Raw genomic sequence first — 15,124 nt, 5'->3', positions numbered from 1 at the left:
CTCGGGCGGCAGGATCGAGGTCGGACTTCGCTGCTGGGGCAACGGAAACGTCGTCGTCACCCTCGGTGGGAACGGGTCCATACCCTTCGTGTGCCGCGATGTCGACGCGACCCTCGTTCGCCGATCGGTGCGGCCCGCGCATGACGCCTTCATCCCTGTCGTGGTCACGACCGGCGACGTCCTGTGGGGCGTGACCATCGTCGCCCGTCCCTGAGTAGGACGCTTTTGCCCGGACGGCCCCCATGCCCGGATCGAGAGGCCTACCGCGTACGTTTGCGCGGCTCAGCAGGGATCGGGGCGTGCGCGTCGCCGGGAGGCACGTGATGGCACGAGGAGGCTCCGACAGCGCTCCGGCGCGCTCGGGTCACCCGCCCAGGAGTTCGACGACTTCGCCGGGCCCCATGCTCAAGCAGCTCATCGATCGCGTGGGCGACCTGCTGGGGCGGTACGAGCAGCGGCGCTGAGGCCAGCTCCGCCCCGGGCATCGCGTCGTACTCGGCGACGGCTCGTCGAGCCCGACCCAGCCGGGAACGACCGCCGTCACTCGTACGTCCGAGCGGGAGGCGAGGGATGCGGTGAGCCGCCGCAGGCCCGCCTTCGCGGCGCCGTACTCGGGGGAGTCGTATGGAGCATCGCCGATCCCACCGCTCGAGCCGACGCTGACGACCGCGCCGCCTCCCTCGACGAGCCGCGCCGTCGGCTGGACGGCGCCTGGCTCGACATCGCACCGGACGGTGTGAACAAGGCGACGGCCCTGGAGGGGGTGCGGGAGCGACTGGACCTGCCCCGTACGCGGGTGCTCGCGGTGGGCGACGGGCGCAACGACATCGAGATGCTCGAGTGGGCCTCGCGCGAGGGCCGGGGCGTCGCGACGGGGCAGGCGCCGGCGGACGTGCGATCCGCGGCCTCCGCGGTCACCGCGCCGGTCGCGGAGGACGGCCTGGCGAGCGTGCTGGAGGACCTGCTCTGACCCGAGCTCCCCGCCGCCCCCGGCTGCCCGCTTCATCCTCACCATCGATCAGACCGTCTCGATCCCGGGCGAGGAACTGGTCCGGCTCGTCGGGGCCACCCTCCAGCGCTACCTCGACGCCGAAGTGGACGCGGAGGAGTCTGCCTCGTAGTCCAAGGCGCGGCCGGCAGGCTGCCTGCCTCTTCGCGGCGAGTGCCTCAGCTCCACGACCGCCCGCTCGAGGTGGTGGCGGTCCGACGGCGCCGCTTCAGGTGCCGCTCGCCGATCGCGTCATGACGTCCGCGAAGGCGGCGAGCACCGCGTCGACCGTGGGCTTCGCATCGTTCGGGTTCGGGGTGAGAGCACCCTGACCGGCGAGGGTGGCGAGCCCGTGAGCGAGTGCCCACGCCATCACGGTCCTCGGGTCAGGAGGGGCCGGGTCGCCGGCGTCGAGGACGCGGGTGAGCGCGCTGATCGCTCGGTGCTGCGCGGCCCGGAGGTCGGGGTCATCGGTGTGGAGGTCGCTCGCGCTGAACATGAGGTCGAGCAGGGCCGGGTGTGACAGGCCGAAATGCACGTACCGCCGCCCGAGCGCCTCGAGCCGGGCCGGTGCTTCTCGCTCGTCGACGGTCTCGAGCTCGCCCGACAGCTCGGTGAACCCCTCCGTGGCGAGGGCGGTGAGCATGCCGGCATGGTCTTTGAAGAAGTAGCCGGGCGCGGCGTGCGACAGCCCGGCTCTCCGGGCGATCGCCCGCAGGCCGATCGCCGCTCGCCCGTTTTCCTCCAGTTCTGCTCTCGCAGCGGCCAGGAGCTGGCCGCGGCCGTCGGGCATCGCGGTGCTCGTCATCCCGCGAGTCTGCAGACCGCCCTTGACAATGTCAAGTGGCGGGAGGAGAGTCCTCTGGTCACCACTTGACAACGTCAAGTCCCCTCAGGAAGAAGGCTCCCATGACCACCGTCTCGATCGGTTCCATCGCCTCAGCCGGCAGCGCCGGCTCGGCCTACTCGTGGCGCTCCATCGGCTCTGCGCTCTCCGCGCTGTCCGCCGTCTCGACCGCTGCGTTCCTCTCGGGCGGCTCCATCGGCTCGGCTTTCTCGCTCGGGTCGGCGTTCTCCGCCGTCTCGGTCGGTTCGGTCGGCTCGTTCCTGTCGATCGGCAGCGTCGGCGGGTTCGGCTGTGTCGGCGACGTCCCCGTCCTGCCGACCGTGCTGCGCGCCTTCGGGCTCGCGGCCTGATCCCGTTCGATCTTCACCGAGACAGCCTCAAGGAGCTCACCGTGTATCACTCGATCGTCAAGCGCATCGCCGTCCGCAACTTCCAGCGCGTCAACGAGGGCGACTACGAGGCCCTCCTGTCCGCGTGCTCGCCCACCATCCACCACCGCTTCGGCGGCAGTCACGCTCTCGGCGGCGAACGCCACGACGTCGACGCCCTGCGCGCCTGGTTCGGCCGCCTCGGACGCGTCGGACCCGACCTCACCCTCACCGTGACCGACGTGTGGGTTACCGGCGGCCCCTGGAACACGCACGTGATCATCCGCTGGGACAACCACGAGACCCTGCCCGACGGAAGCGGCTACACCAACCACGGCGTCCACGTCGTGCAGATGCGCTGGGGCCGGATCGTCGACATCGACGCGAACGAGGACTCCCAAGCCGTCGCCGAGTCCATGCCCATCCGCGCCGCCTCCGGCATCCCCGAAGCCCTCGCCGCACCGATCACCAGTTGATGCGTGTCAGCGCGGGGACAGGGGCTGGGACGCTCTTGCTGTTCCCCATCCCGGCTCTCCGGCAGTGAGGTCCCGTCACGTCCGCCCGGCTACTGCGGCGGATGCGCGTCGAAGTCGTAGTCGAGGTCGGGGAAGTCGGTGAGCTCCTCCTCCCACGCGGGAGTGGGCGGGTGGAGCTTGCGAGTCTCGCGCTCGAGGTGAGCGACGACCTCGAGGTCGGTCGGATCGACCGAGCTGTTCTCGACCGGGGTGTCGAACAGCTGACTCGACGGGCCGATGAGGAAGTGGGCGTGCTCGATACCGCCACCCTCGGATGCGATCGGGATCGTCACGATGTCGGCTTGGCCGACCTCGGCGAGAGCTCTGGCATAGCGGAGGAGCGCCTTGCAGATCGCGTCACCGATCAGGACATGGCCACCGCCGTAATGCAAACGCCGCACCTCCCCATCTTCGCTCGCCCGCTCCGGCCCGCTCAAATCTTCAGGAACGTGCGGAAGCGATCCGAGGTCCCGGTTTCGCCGGTCTGCTGCGCTCGGGGTGCTCTCCGGAGTGTGGACGAAGGGCGGGCGGGGCTAGCTCTCGGAGCTCGTGGGGAACTCGGCGACGGCGATGCCGACGCCGGGTGTGAGCAGCAGGCGGCAGCGAGTCGGCTGTCCTTCTCCGTAGCTCACGGTGAGCCACCCCGGCTTCCCTGAAGCGACGACGGCTTCGATCTCGCGCTCGACCTGCTCGGCGTCGCGGTCACCGATGAGGTAGTCCTGGCCCTCGTAGATCACCTGCACCCGATTCATTCGGCAGCCTCGCTCCCGCTCGGGCGGTCGTCGGGGGGCTCCGGGATCAGCCGCAGCCCCTCACTCGAATTGGCCAATGCCATCATCTGCTGGATCCACCTCGAATTGATCGTGGGGCGTCGGCTGCCGTTGTACTTGAGCCGTAACGGCACGGCGGGGTGCAGCCAGATCACGTTCCGGCCATCGCCGACGGAAGGATCGTCCGCCCAGGTCAGGTAGAACGACTCCCCACGCCGAAGCTTCGTCCCGATCACCAGCTGCAGGTGCGCCAGTACGCGATCGTCGAACTCCACCGCCGTCGTGTTGTCGTAGATCAACCGGCCCATCACTGCTCCTGTCGCTCGAAGTCCCAGAACCGGATGCGAAACCTGACGGCACGAGCGGAGGTCGAGTCCAGGCCGCTCTCCAGGCAGGCAAGTACAGTCCCAGCGTGAAGCATCTCACCATGGCGGAGAAGTCACTGCTCATCGGCGACCTGGCTGCCGACACCATCGCCGAGTACGCTGCGCTGCTCGCCCAGCAGAACAGCGGCGACACCGTCGAACTCCACGCTGTGAGCGGTGACGGCGACGAGGTGGTCGCCACACTCCTGCTCAACTCGGGCACCTCGCTCATGGTCGAGACGACCCATTCCTCGCTGCCGGAGCCGGACAACACTGCGGCCGTCGAGTACATGCGGGCCAAGATGCAGCTCATCCAGTCCCCACCACCCGCGGCCGCATCGAACCTGGAGGACATCGCAGCCTGGAACGAAGAGATCGACCGCCTCTGACCGTTCCAGTCGCTACCTGTCTCCTTGGCTCCCCCCGCGCGCGAAGCCGCGCCTAGCGCAGCGCTCCGGGCGTCGCCGGCGGAGCAGCAGGCGGATACGCCGTCGCGGCACCGCCTTCGGAAGTGCCCCATGAAGCCTCAGGCGCTGACGGGCACCCACGCGAGGAGCAGCCCGGCGATCTCCCGGGCGATCAGGGCGGGTTCGGTCGTCCGATCCATCTGGGCCGTTGTCGTGGCTCCGTCGTAGAGCACCACGAGCTGCTGTGCGAGCCTGCTCGGGTCCACGGCACCGAGCTCCTCCGCGAGCGTGTGGAACAACTCGTGCACCCAGGATCGGAACCGTTCGGCGGCGTGCATCTCGACGCTGTCAGGGCGCGCTTCCGCGATCGCGTTCAGGAACGCGCATCCTCGGAAGTCGGGTCGTGAGAACAGGTCCCCGAGGGAGTCGAAGACAGCGAGGATCCGTTCTCGGGGATCGGCATGGGCGACGATCCCGCTCTCGACCTTCGCCTGCCAGGCGCCGTGCCGATTGGCGAGATAGGTCGGGATCAGCTCGTCCTTGCCCCCGGCGAAGTTGTAGTAGAGCGAGCCCTTCGCGACGTTCGCCCTCCACCACGCGGTCGATGCCCACGGTGTGGATGCCCTCGGCGTAGAACAGCTCGTCGCTGGCTGGGGCTGCTGAGTACGGCCCCGGTGGAGTGCGCGTGAACGCGGTCGCCCCGGGCCCGGTGTACACCGGCGGAGCGAAGAGGGAGAACACCGACGGGCTCGCCGCCACGACGCTGCTCGGCCGCGGAGGCCGGCCCGAGGAGATCGCCGAAGCCATCGGGTTCCTCGCCTCGCCTCGCGCCAGCTATGTGACCGGGGCGATCCTTCCCGTCGACGCCGGCCGTACCGCGGTCTGACACGTCGGAACCGAGGATGGCCGACGCCAGCGCCACGGCGACCGACACTCGGGGCCTCCGTGCGCGGCATTCGGGCCATCCCGTTCTCCGACCAGGCGGTGCGGAACTCCGCAGCGGCCCGGGTCGGTTGGCGGCTCACATCCGTGCCAGGAGCACGTCGATCTCGGCACCGGGCGTGGCGGGGTCGAAGCCGTGCTCGAGAAGCCAGCGGATCGCGGTGAGGCTCCGCAGCGACCACCAGGCGCGGACGACGTCGAGGTCGACCTCCTTCCCGTATCCCGCGAGCACCTGGTCGAGCCGCTCCTCGTGGCCGAACGTCAGGATGGCGAGGTCGAACAGCGGGTCCCCCTGCCCCGCTTCCGACCAGTCGAGCACTCCCGTCACCTCGTCGCCGTCGGCGAACACGTGGGTCAGCTGGAGGTCGCCGTGCGTGAACACCGGCGTGTAGGGCCGGAACGCGGCCTCGGCCACGCGGCGGTTCCGGTCGACGACCTCCGCGGGCACCACGTCGTGCGCGACGAGCCACGCGCACTCCTCCTCGAGTGCCGAACCGGTCTCGTCAGACAGTCGACCGGGCCACGGAGGAGGAGGGGAGTCGTGCAGCCGGCGTGCTGCCGCACCGGCGGCCGACCAGGCCAGCGAGGATGCGGTCGATGGCACTCCGAGCATGCCGAGCGCAGCACCGGGAAGGGCGGCGAGTGCGAGCACGTTCGGCCGGCGCCACAGGATGTCCGGCGTCGGGATCGTCGCCAGCGCCATGGCTCGGGCCTCGCGGTCGATGCGTTCCTGATCGGCATCGACCTTCAGGAACGTGCCGCCGACGCGGAGGGTCGCCCGCTCGCTGTGCGCGACGACGACCTGGACCTCGTCCACATCCAACATCCTCACAGCACGGAATCGCGCGGTCCTGCGAGGCGCCCGCCCGCCTGAGGGTGAGCGGGGCGGCCGAACCGTCCTCCCGCCTCCCCGCCGAGTGCCCCTGACTGGGGCCGGACAACCTCCGCGGTTCGCCCTAGCGTCGAAGCACAGGAACTCCCCAGATCGTGCGGGATTCGTCGACTTCGACGCCGCTCGGCCGCGCACCCTCGCGACCGCCTGCGATCACCACCCGGAAACGCACTCACCCATGCCCTTCGACCCACGCCGCTGCGCCTCGCTGGTCGCCGTCGCGACCCTCCTCGCCGGCCTCGCCTTGAACGTGGCGATCGGCTCGGGCGCCGACGCCCTGACCCGTCCCCTCGGCGCCGGGGCCGCGCCGTCCTCGAGCACCACGCCGCGCCCGGACGCCTCGCCGACGCCGTCCCGGACCGCCGCGCCGAGCCCGACACCCACCCTGACGCCGACCCCGACTCCGACCCCGCTGCCGGAGCCCGTCGCCGCCTCGCTCAGCCGCACGAGCGGCGGCACGGCGGCCCGCCGCACGGTGGAGATGCGGGGGACCTCGATGGCCAACGTGGCGCGCGTGGTGGTCGGGGACCAGGACGCCGAGCAGCTGACGCTGCTGTCCCCGACCGAGATCCGGTTCGTGATCCCGGAGGCGGAGGGCTTCGCTCCCGGCACCGTCGCGATCTCGCTCGTCTCGGCCACCGACGGCGCGACGATCCCCACCCGCTACAGGTGGACCTACGCCGTGCTGAGCGCCGTCGACCGCGAGATGGCCTACGCCGCCACGCACTGGAACCGGCACGTCTCCGCCCGCTTCGGGTACATCCCGAAGAACGACTGCGTCAACTTCACGAGCCAGCTGCTTGCGGCCCGGGGCTGGCGTGAGTCGGCAGCCTGGTGGAACGACGGCCCGGTCAGCCGAACCGTCACGAAGAAGAAGACGGTCGTGGTGCCGACCGAGGTGACCGTCACCACGACCTCGATGGTGAAGGGCGCCCCGGTCGTGAAGACCACCGTCAAGACGGTGCCGAAGAAGGTCGTGAAGACCGTGAAGAAGGTCGTCACCACGGTCGATGCGAGCGCCGCATGGGTCTCCTCCACCGCCATGAGCCGCTGGCTCGCATCACGGCCCGACCTCGCGACCCGCCTGACCTACGGCCAGCGGGCCGAGGTGCGGGTCGGCGACGTCGTGCAGTTCAACTGGAGCGGCGTCGGCTCGTGGTGGGACCACACCGCCGTCGTGTCCAAGATCGTGGTCGCGTCCGACGGCACGCAGAAGATCTGGTACGCCGAGCACACGAACCACCGGCTCTACGGCGGGTCGATCGGTGCGCTGACGAAGCTGGCCGGTTACGAGCACATGCGCGTGCAGTTCTGGCAGCTGAAGCACTGAGTCCGGTCGGCGGCCCGCACGCGGAACATCCGCGGTTCCGGCTGCGTTCCGCCCACATGCGCCTCGACGAGATCCCCGTGACCACCATCGACGGGCGGAGCACGTCCCTGGCCGAGTACGCCGGCATGACGAAGCTCATCGTGAACGTGGCCTCGCGGTGCGGCTTCACCCCCCAGTACGAGCAGCTCGAGGCGCTCCAGCAGCGCTACGCGGCCCAGGGCTTCACCGTCCTCGGTTTCCCGAGCGACCAGTTCCAGCAGGAGCTCGAGAGCGACGACGCGGTCGCGGAGTACTGCTCCACCACCTGGGGCGTGACCTTCCCGATGTTCGGCCGCGTGGCGGTGAACGGGGAGGGCCGGTCTCCGGTCTTCGCCGAGCTGGCGTCGGCGCCCGACGAGGCCGGTGAGGCCGGTGACGTGCGGTGGAACTTCGAGAAGTTCCTCGTCACCCCCGACGGTCACGTCAGCCGGTTCCGGTCGAGGACGAAGCCGGACGATCCCGCGATCGTCGAGCGGATCGAGGCCTCGGTGCGACCGGACGCGACGGCCTGAGCCGAAGGCGAGCGACGGTTCGGAGGAGCGGCCATGGCGAGATCCGGTCGACGTGACGCGGCGCGGGAACGTGCGGCGGAGGAACGCCGGCGGCAGGAGCAGCAGCGGCGCCGCCGTCGTACGCTCACGATCGTCGCTGCGAGCGTGGCCGCGGTCGTCGTCGCGGGTGGCGTCACCGCGGGCGTCCTGGTCGGCGCGACTCCAGGTGCGCCTGACGTCGGCCGCACGACGGCGCCGCCGTGGAGCGCGCCCACCGACGTCGGCGCCCGCGTCCGCGCGGCCGGCCTGACGATGCTGACCGCCGAGGGGACGGCGCTGCACACCCACCAGCACCTCACGATCACGGTCGACGGCACGGCCGTTCCGGTGCCCGCCGACCTCGGCATCGATGAGGCGGCCCAGCAGCTGTCCGCCATCCACACCCATGACACCTCGGGAGTCATCCACGTGGAGTCGCCGGAGATCCGGGCCTTCCACCTCGGGCAGGTCTTCACGGAGTGGAACGTCCGCCTGGCGCCGAGCACCGTCGGGCCCTACGTGAACGGCAAGGACGGCGTCGTCCTCGCCGTCTTCGTGAACCAGCGGCGATACAGCGGCGACCCGAGGAAGATCGCCCTGACCCGGCACGAGGACATCGACTTCGTCGTGACCCACGGGAGGGCCCCGGTGGCGCCCCCGAAGTTCGACTGGCCGGCGGGGCTCTAGCAGGCAGCGCCTCCTGCTGGGCTCGAGCTCCGGTGGCGACGGCGCTGACGGCTACGGGTCGCGGTCCCCAGTCCACGGCAGGGCGTCAGACCCGGGGCACCCAGACCCGCATCGGTCCGACGCCTCGGTTCGCCCACTCGAAGTACGGCACCGCGGTCGCTGTCACCCGGCGGTCCGGTCGGCCTGCACGGCCCACTTGGATCGCCGTGAACCGCAGGCCGACGTCACCCTCGACCAGCCCGGGCCCCGGAACCTCCGCGAACTCCGGCTCCGCCGGCATCCGCAGGTCGTCCAGCACCACGTCGTCGGCCTGGTCGATCTGTTCCAACGCGTAGACCAGCGGTCCTCGCTCCATGGCGACGGCACCCCGGACGGCGTCGACGCGGTCGTCGCCCGTGGTGAGCCGGACCGGCATCGGGAGTCGCAGCTGCACCCGGTCACCGGCCTGCAGCCGGCGGTCGACGCTCGCATACTCGCCGGACCCCACCGCCCGGCCGTCGACCGTCGCTCCCTGTGCCCAGGCCGGGATGCGGATGCCGAGGGTCGCGCCGTCCTGCGCGTCGAGTACCCCGATGTCGACCGTGCCGACGAAGGGGTACCCCGTCTCGACGTGGACGGACAGGCCACCGCCCGCGAAGTCGCCGGTCACGTACTGATGCAGCTGGAGACCGTCCGCCGACGCCGTGGCCGCGTACGCGCCGACGCTCGCCACCGTCCGCATCACATTCGGCGGGCAGCATGCGACGTCGAACCAGGGCCGGCGTCCGTTGGCGGCGCTGCGTTCGGTGTCCGGGCTCGCGTCCGCACGCAGGTGCAGGGTGTTCACGTAGAAGAACTCGTCGCCGCGCAGCGACACCCCCGGCAGCACGGCGTCGAGCAGGAGCCGCTCGATCTGGTCCGCATAGCGGGCCTCCCCGGTCGAGAGCAGCATCCGCCACGCCCACTGGGCCGCGCCGATGGCCGCGCACGTCTCGGCGTAGGCGCGGTCCGAGGGCAGCTCGTACGGGTCGCCGAACGCCTCGCCCTCCCAGCGGGCGCCGAGTCCGCCGGTGACGTACTGCTTGGTGCTCGCCATCGCTTCGAACTGCCTGGCGAGCGCGTCCACCAGCGGCCGGTCGGCCGTCTCCGCCGCCACGTCGGCGGCGCCGGCGGCGAAGTAGACGGCCCGGACCGCGTGCCCCTCCGGGCTCGTGGTCTCCCGCACCGGCACCCGATCGGAGAAGTAGGTGAGATCGAGCTGCGGGTCCTGCTCGTGCAGGAGACCGCGCCCCCGCTCCTCGACGAACCGCGCCGCCAGGTCCAGGTAGTCGCGGACGCCCGTCTCCCGGTACAGCTCGACGAGGCCCATCTCGACGACGGGGTGGCCCTCGACGTAGGGCCGACCCTCGGGCCCGAACTCCCGCACGAGGTGGTCGGCCAGCTTTCCGGCGATGTCGAGCAGGTCGGTGCGGCCGGTCGCCCGGTGCTGCGCGACGGCGGCCTGGAAGAGATGACCTGCGCAGTACAGCTCGTGGTCGTGGGCCGGATCCCCGTACCGCTTCCCGCGTCGCAGCTGCACGACGGTGTCCAGGTAGCCGTCGGGCTGCTGCGCCCCACCCACGGTCCGCGTGATCTCGAGCTGCTCGGCGAGGAGTCGCTCGTCGGGCTGCCGGGCGTACTCCCATGCGGCGGCCTCCAGCCACTTGTAGACGTCCGAGTCGGCGAAGATCGGGCCGCGCGCCGGCCCGCGGCCCGTCGCCGCCACGCGGAAGTTCTCGAGCGCGCCCGACTCGTGCAGCCGGCGCAGGCCGTCCGGGATCGACGTGTCGTGGTTCGCGGTCTGACGGTCGCGCCAGAACCCGCCGGTGACGCGGGCGGCGCCGAGGTCGAGCGGGCGGAGGGTCAGGTCGGCGTCCGCGCTGACGGCGGTCGGATGACGGAGAGCGGTGGCCATCGAGGCGACACCTTCCTCGCTCGGCAGTGAGCGCTCACTCGGTGGGTCGATTGCAGGTGGACGTACGGCGGGCGCCGGCACGCTCGTTCGGTCAGGCGTGCTCCGGAGTTCGGTCGGCCAGGGCGTGCTCCGGCTGGTCGTCGTCGCGGGGGGGCGCCGGACGGTCGGCCAGCAGGTGATCCAGGGGTGCGCGGTGCCGGGGTGCGTCGGCCATCGTCGCCCCCTCGAGGAGCGAGGAGGACACGAGCAGCTGCGTCGGCGGCCCCGTCCGCCCTTCGAGGCGGCCGATCAACGCCTCCGCGGCCCGCCTCCCGAGCTCGCCGCCGGGCGCGACGTACCGGGTGAGCGGGGGGTCGAGCAGCGGCGCGATGACCGAGGTCGACTCGACCGCGATGATCGACAGATCCTCGGGCGCGCGGAGCCCCCGATGGCGCATCGCGGTCATCAGCCGGGCGATCGCCGTGTCGTGCATGCCGACGATGGCCGTGGTCTCCGGGGCGTCCCGGGCCAGGAGCTCGAGGAGCGGTCGGTCCGGGGACTCGGCGTTGGGCACCTTGAAGACGTGGCCGGCGAGGCCCTGCTCGGCGACGGAGGCGAGGAAGGTCTGCTCGACCCGCACCGGTGGGGCGTAGCCGGCCTGCGGCGTGCCGTCCATGTCCTCGAGCACGAGCGCCAGATCGTGATGACCGCGTCTCGCGAGCTCCTCGACCGCCAGTCGGGTCGTGCGCTCGAAGTCGATGTCGACGAAGTCGATCCCGGAGACGTCGCGCGTGCGGCCGATCAGGGCGAACGGCGCCCCGCCCGCTTGCAGACGCGTGACCCGCTCGTCGTCGAGCTGCACCTCGAGCAGCAGCACCCCGTCCGCGATGCCGGCCTCGATGACCGAGGTCACATCGAGCGCGGCGTCGTGGTTGTGCTTCGGCCAGAGCACGAGGTTGTAGCCGAGCTCGGCCGCCGCCGCCGTGGCCGCGTCCACGAACGAGCTCAGGTCGTGCTGCATCAGGGGGAACATCAGGCAGAGGATCCGCGAACGGCGGCTGGCGAGCGCCCTCGCCATCGCGTTCCGGCGGTAGCCGAGCTCCTCGATGGCCTGCAGCACCTTGCGCCGGGTCTCCGGCGCGACGGGCTTCGTGTTGTTCACGACGAACGACACCGTGGAGATGGAGACGTTCACGCGGTCGGCGACCTCCTGCATCGTGACCACCTCGGCCCACCGTCCTCGTCTCGGGATCCGTCCAAGCAGGAGTATGGCATCCGAGCAGGCTCGTGATGCAAAGCGCTTGACCGATCCGCGTGGACGCCCCTACAGTCCTCGGTCAAGGACCTGCCGAAGCTTCATCGATGAACTTCGGTCTTACTTTTTGGCGTGCGGTAAAGCGCTTGACCAACCAGTGAGGGACAGCAGAACCATGCGAAGCGAAGGAGCTTGCCCATGAAGAAGTCGAGGACCATCGCCGTGCTGGCAGGGGCGGCCGTGGCGGCGCTGGCGATGACCGGATGCTCGTCAGGCGGCGGCTCAGGCGGAGGGAAGAGCCTCACCGTCGAGGACTACTACACGGCGACCTACAACCCGATCTACCAGCGGTGCGCGAAGCAGCTCGGAGCGAAGCTCACGATCAACCACGTGGCGGGCGCGGGCCTGATCGCGAAGGTCCTGCAGCAGGCCTCCTCCCGCACGCTGCCGGATGTGCTGATGCTCGACAACCCCGACATCCAGCAGATCGCCGCCTCCGGCGCCCTGGCGCCGCTGTCCGACTACGGGCTGAACGGCAAGGGCGACGTCCCGGCCGTGACGGCGGCCGGCAGCTACAAGGGCAAGCTCTACGGCCTCGAGCCGGTCACGAACTCGATCGCGCTCTACTACAACGTGGCGTTGCTGAAGGCCGCGGGGGTGGCGCCGCCGAAGACGTGGGACGAGCTGCGGACGGACGCGAAGAAGCTGACCAAGGGCAAGACCTACGGCTTCGCGATGAGCAACATCAACACGTACGAGGGGACCTGGCAGTTCCTGCCCTTCCTGTGGTCCAACGGCGGCGACGAGAAGGACATCGCGACGGCGCAGGCGGCGCAGGCGCTGCAGTACGTTCTCGACCTCCAGAACGACGGCTCGATGTCGAAGAGCTCGATCAACTGGGCCCAGGCGGACGTGAACAACCAGTTCATCGCGGGCAAGGCCGCCATGATGATCAACGGACCGTGGCAGCTGCCGGCGCTGAAGGCCGCGAAGGGTCTCCAGTTCGCCAGCGTGCCCATCCCCACGCGGACCGGCGACGCCCCGGTGGCGCCGCTGGGCGGCGAGGCCTTCACGGTGCCGGTCACGAAGAGCAAGGACACGATGTCCCTGGCGGCGAAGTTCGTCGGCTGCCTCAACAAGCCGACGATGCAGACCTACATCGCGGGGGTCACGGGCAACGTGCCGACCAATGAGACCGCCGCGGACTCCTGGGCGACGTCGCATCCGGACGTCGCGGCCTTCGTGACGACGACCAAGACGGCGCGCGCCCGGACCGGGGAGCTCGGTCCGGACTGGCCCAAGGCGGCGACGAAGATCTACACCGCCGTCCAGACCGCGCTGACCGGCAAGGCGGCCCCGACGGCCGCGCTGCAAGCGGCTCAGTCGCAGAGCCAGTGATCCTGCGGGGCGGGGGCGGCGGTACCGCCCCCGCCCCCTCTCGACGAGGAGGGGACGGATGAGCGCGTCGGTTGAGGCAGCGGTCGGCAAGCGGGCGCCGACGGTCGCCGCAGGGCACCCGGGTCGGCCGCGAGCCAGGCTGGCGGCCACCGCGTCGCGGTGGCTGTTCATCGCACCGGCGGTGGCGTACGTCGCGGTGTTCTTCGGCTACCCCGTGGTGAAGAACATCGTCATGTCCTTTCAGGACTACACGACGAGGACGTTCTTCACGGGGGAGGCGCCGTGGGTCGGATTCGCGAACTACGCCGCGACGTTCCGCTCCAGCCTGTTCACCACCACGGTCGTGAACACCGCCCTGTTCACGATCGGCTCCATCGTGGCGCAGTTCCTCATCGGACTCGGGCTCGCCCTGTTCTTCCGCCGGCACTTCCCGCTGAGCGGCTTCCTGCGCGGCCTCCTGCTGCTGCCCTGGCTGCTGCCGCTCATCGCGTCGAGCGCGGTGTGGAAATGGATCCTCGACCAGGACAGCGGAGCCCTCAACCAGCTGCTCGGCCTGTTCGGGACGCCGCCGGTCCCCTGGCTGGTCAGCCCGGACCTCGCGCTGATCGCCGTGATCGGCGTCAACATCTGGCTCGGCATCCCGTTCAACACCACCATCCTCTACAGCGGGCTGCAGAGCGTGCCGCAGGAGCTGTACGAGGCCGCCGCGCTGGACGGGGCGGTGGGCGCCCGGGCGTTCCGCTACATCACCTGGCCGAGCATCCGGTCGGTCGTCAGCGTCGTCATCGTGCTCGGCGTCGTCTACACGCTGAAGGTCGTGGACATCATCCTCGGCCTCACCGGCGGCGGCCCTGCCAACTCCACGCAGACGCTCGCGACGAACGCCTACCACCAGTCGTTCGTGAACTTCCAGTTCGGGCAGGGGGCGGCCGTCAGCAACGTGCTGATCGTCGTGTCGTTCGTCTTCGCCGTCGTCTACATCTCGATCTCGCGGAAGGCGGTCGACGAATGACCACGTCCATCCAGGCCGCGCCCGCGCACGTGGCGCTCCCCCGCCGTCACCGGAGCCGGACCGGGGCGCTCGCGATGACGGTGCTCGGGGTGCTCTTCCTCGCCGTGATGATCTTCCCGGTGTACTGGATGGTCAACAGCAGCCTGCAGGCGAACGCCGGAGCGGCGACGACCACCTGGTTCCCGTTCCAGCCCACCTTCGAGGGCTACGTCGTCGCCTTCCAGCAGCAGATCCAGAACTTCCTGTCGAGCATGGTGATCTCGCTCGGCACCGTGGTCGTCACGCTGCTGTTCGCGACGCCGGCGGCGTACGGGCTCGCACGCTTCCGGATGCGCGGCACCCGCGCGTTCCTGCTCGTCCTGCTGATCACGCAGATGATCCCGACGATCGTCATCGCCAACGCGCTCTACACGCTCTTCAACGACGTGAACCTGCTCAACACCTACTGGGGCCTGATCCTCGCGGACAGCGCGGCGCAGATCCCGTTCTCGATCCTGCTGATGCGCGCGTTCATGGAGTCGATCCCGCCGAGCCTCGTCGAGGCCGCGCTCGTCGACGGCGCGAACAACTTCCGCGCCTTCATCTCGATCGTCATCCCGATCAGCCGCAACGCGATCGTCACGGCGGCGCTCTTCACGTTCCTCGGTGCGTGGGGCGACTTCCTCATCGCCCTCACGCTCACCTCCACCACGGCGGTGCGCCCGATCACGCTCGGCATCTACAACTACATCGGTTCGAACGTGACCGACTGGGCGCCGGTCATGGCGACCGCCGTGCTCGCCTCGCTCCCCGCCGCCGTGCTGCTCGTCGTGGCGCAGAAGTACATCGCCGCCGGTGCGCTCGGCGGCGCCGTCAAGTGACCTCGGC

Annotated in this window: 19 protein-coding genes and 1 pseudogene; 12 read left to right on the top strand and 8 right to left on the bottom strand. The window is 70.3% G+C overall.

Features of this window, described 5'->3' with window-relative positions; genetic code table 11:
* Both JWQ92_RS13670 and JWQ92_RS13665 read left to right on the top strand, forming a co-directional pair.
* Positions 1-214 (top strand): hypothetical protein (locus tag JWQ92_RS13670; RefSeq protein WP_297345010.1); only part of this gene is annotated, 214 nt, incomplete at its 5' end.
* A gap of 495 nt (positions 215-709) precedes the next feature.
* Positions 710-970, top strand: a pseudogene (locus tag JWQ92_RS13665) (HAD family hydrolase); the annotation flags it as partial.
* A 247-nt stretch (positions 971-1,217) separates the two neighbouring features.
* Here JWQ92_RS13665 and JWQ92_RS13660 read toward each other — a convergent pair.
* Entirely contained in the window at positions 1,218-1,796 is a 579-nt protein-coding gene (locus JWQ92_RS13660) for a TetR/AcrR family transcriptional regulator (RefSeq protein ID WP_297345009.1), read from the bottom strand.
* Positions 1,797-1,897: 101 nt separating this feature from the next.
* On the opposite strand from JWQ92_RS13660, the gene JWQ92_RS13655 reads away from it, so the two are divergent.
* Positions 1,898-2,185 carry a hypothetical protein gene (locus JWQ92_RS13655; RefSeq protein ID WP_297345008.1) on the top strand — a complete coding sequence of 96 codons (288 nt, stop codon included), beginning with the start codon at positions 1,898-1,900 and terminating at the stop codon, positions 2,183-2,185.
* A 41-nt stretch (positions 2,186-2,226) separates the two neighbouring features.
* On the top strand, positions 2,227-2,679 hold the full coding sequence (locus tag JWQ92_RS13650) for a nuclear transport factor 2 family protein (RefSeq protein WP_297345007.1): 453 nt from the start codon (positions 2,227-2,229) through the stop codon (positions 2,677-2,679).
* 89 nt (positions 2,680-2,768) lie between these two features.
* Here JWQ92_RS13650 and JWQ92_RS13645 read toward each other — a convergent pair whose 3' ends face one another.
* From JWQ92_RS13645 to JWQ92_RS13635, 3 genes are all read right to left on the bottom strand, one after another.
* Positions 2,769-3,119 (bottom strand): hypothetical protein, encoded by a 351-nt coding sequence (locus JWQ92_RS13645; RefSeq protein WP_297345006.1) that lies wholly within the window; start codon positions 3,117-3,119, stop codon positions 2,769-2,771.
* 132 nt (positions 3,120-3,251) lie between these two features.
* Entirely contained in the window at positions 3,252-3,470 is a 219-nt protein-coding gene (locus JWQ92_RS13640; protein ID WP_297345005.1) for a hypothetical protein, read from the bottom strand.
* Positions 3,467-3,796: an ATP-dependent DNA ligase gene (locus tag JWQ92_RS13635; RefSeq protein ID WP_297345004.1), complete on the bottom strand. Its 330-nt coding sequence runs from the start codon at positions 3,794-3,796 to the stop codon at positions 3,467-3,469. Before JWQ92_RS13635 ends, JWQ92_RS13640 begins: the two co-directional genes overlap by 4 nt.
* Positions 3,797-3,900: 104 nt before the next feature.
* Between JWQ92_RS13635 and JWQ92_RS13630 the strand changes: the two genes are divergently transcribed.
* Positions 3,901-4,242, top strand: coding sequence for a hypothetical protein (locus tag JWQ92_RS13630; RefSeq protein ID WP_297345003.1), 342 nt, complete (start codon positions 3,901-3,903; stop codon positions 4,240-4,242).
* 137 nt (positions 4,243-4,379) lie between these two features.
* On the opposite strand, the gene JWQ92_RS13625 is transcribed toward JWQ92_RS13630, so the two are convergent.
* Complete coding sequence (locus tag JWQ92_RS13625; RefSeq protein WP_297345002.1) at positions 4,380-4,568, bottom strand: hypothetical protein; 189 nt, start codon at positions 4,566-4,568, stop codon at positions 4,380-4,382.
* A 338-nt stretch (positions 4,569-4,906) separates the two neighbouring features.
* Here JWQ92_RS13625 and JWQ92_RS13620 point away from each other — a divergent pair, with 338 nt between their 5' ends.
* Positions 4,907-5,146: an SDR family oxidoreductase gene (locus tag JWQ92_RS13620; protein ID WP_297345012.1), complete on the top strand. Its 240-nt coding sequence runs from the start codon at positions 4,907-4,909 to the stop codon at positions 5,144-5,146.
* A 135-nt stretch (positions 5,147-5,281) separates the two neighbouring features.
* Here JWQ92_RS13620 and JWQ92_RS13615 read toward each other — a convergent pair whose 3' ends face one another.
* Positions 5,282-6,028, bottom strand: coding sequence for a phosphotransferase (locus JWQ92_RS13615; protein ID WP_297345001.1), 747 nt, complete (start codon positions 6,026-6,028; stop codon positions 5,282-5,284).
* A gap of 244 nt (positions 6,029-6,272) precedes the next feature.
* Between JWQ92_RS13615 and JWQ92_RS13610 the strand changes: the two genes are divergently transcribed.
* The 3 genes from JWQ92_RS13610 to JWQ92_RS13600 are packed head-to-tail and all read left to right on the top strand — an operon-like array spanning position 6,273 to position 8,680.
* Positions 6,273-7,424: an amidase domain-containing protein gene (locus tag JWQ92_RS13610; RefSeq protein WP_297345000.1), complete on the top strand. Its 1,152-nt coding sequence runs from the start codon at positions 6,273-6,275 to the stop codon at positions 7,422-7,424.
* A gap of 56 nt (positions 7,425-7,480) precedes the next feature.
* Positions 7,481-7,975, top strand: coding sequence for a glutathione peroxidase (locus JWQ92_RS13605; RefSeq protein ID WP_297344999.1), 495 nt, complete (start codon positions 7,481-7,483; stop codon positions 7,973-7,975).
* Positions 7,976-8,008: 33 nt separating this feature from the next.
* Positions 8,009-8,680, top strand: a complete 672-nt coding sequence (locus JWQ92_RS13600; protein ID WP_297344998.1) for a hypothetical protein — start codon at positions 8,009-8,011, stop codon at positions 8,678-8,680.
* An 85-nt stretch (positions 8,681-8,765) separates the two neighbouring features.
* Here JWQ92_RS13600 and JWQ92_RS13595 read toward each other — a convergent pair whose 3' ends face one another.
* A complete protein-coding gene (locus JWQ92_RS13595; RefSeq protein ID WP_297344997.1) occupies positions 8,766-10,613 on the bottom strand; it encodes a beta-L-arabinofuranosidase domain-containing protein in 1,848 nt (615 codons plus the stop codon).
* 91 nt (positions 10,614-10,704) lie between these two features.
* The gene (locus JWQ92_RS13590) at positions 10,705-11,808 is read right to left on the bottom strand and encodes a LacI family DNA-binding transcriptional regulator (RefSeq protein WP_297344996.1); all 1,104 of its coding nucleotides are present in this window, start codon (positions 11,806-11,808) and stop codon (positions 10,705-10,707) included.
* Positions 11,809-12,045: 237 nt separating this feature from the next.
* On the opposite strand from JWQ92_RS13590, the gene JWQ92_RS13585 reads away from it, so the two are divergent.
* The 3 genes from JWQ92_RS13585 (at position 12,046) to JWQ92_RS13575 (ending at position 15,117) form a co-directional block, all read left to right on the top strand.
* Entirely contained in the window at positions 12,046-13,245 is a 1,200-nt protein-coding gene (locus JWQ92_RS13585) for a sugar ABC transporter substrate-binding protein (RefSeq protein ID WP_297344995.1), read from the top strand.
* 58 nt (positions 13,246-13,303) lie between these two features.
* A complete protein-coding gene (locus JWQ92_RS13580) occupies positions 13,304-14,257 on the top strand; it encodes a carbohydrate ABC transporter permease (protein WP_297344994.1) in 954 nt (317 codons plus the stop codon).
* A 74-nt stretch (positions 14,258-14,331) separates the two neighbouring features.
* A complete protein-coding gene (locus JWQ92_RS13575; RefSeq protein WP_297345011.1) occupies positions 14,332-15,117 on the top strand; it encodes a carbohydrate ABC transporter permease in 786 nt (261 codons plus the stop codon).
* Positions 15,118-15,124 lie beyond the last annotated feature (7 nt).

The sequence above is a fragment of the Amnibacterium sp. genome, from assembly GCF_025463795.1.
Lineage (GTDB): Bacteria > Actinomycetota > Actinomycetes > Actinomycetales > Microbacteriaceae > Amnibacterium.
The sequence above is the reverse complement of the archived record's forward strand: the minus strand, read 5'-3'. Positions and strand labels throughout refer to the sequence as shown.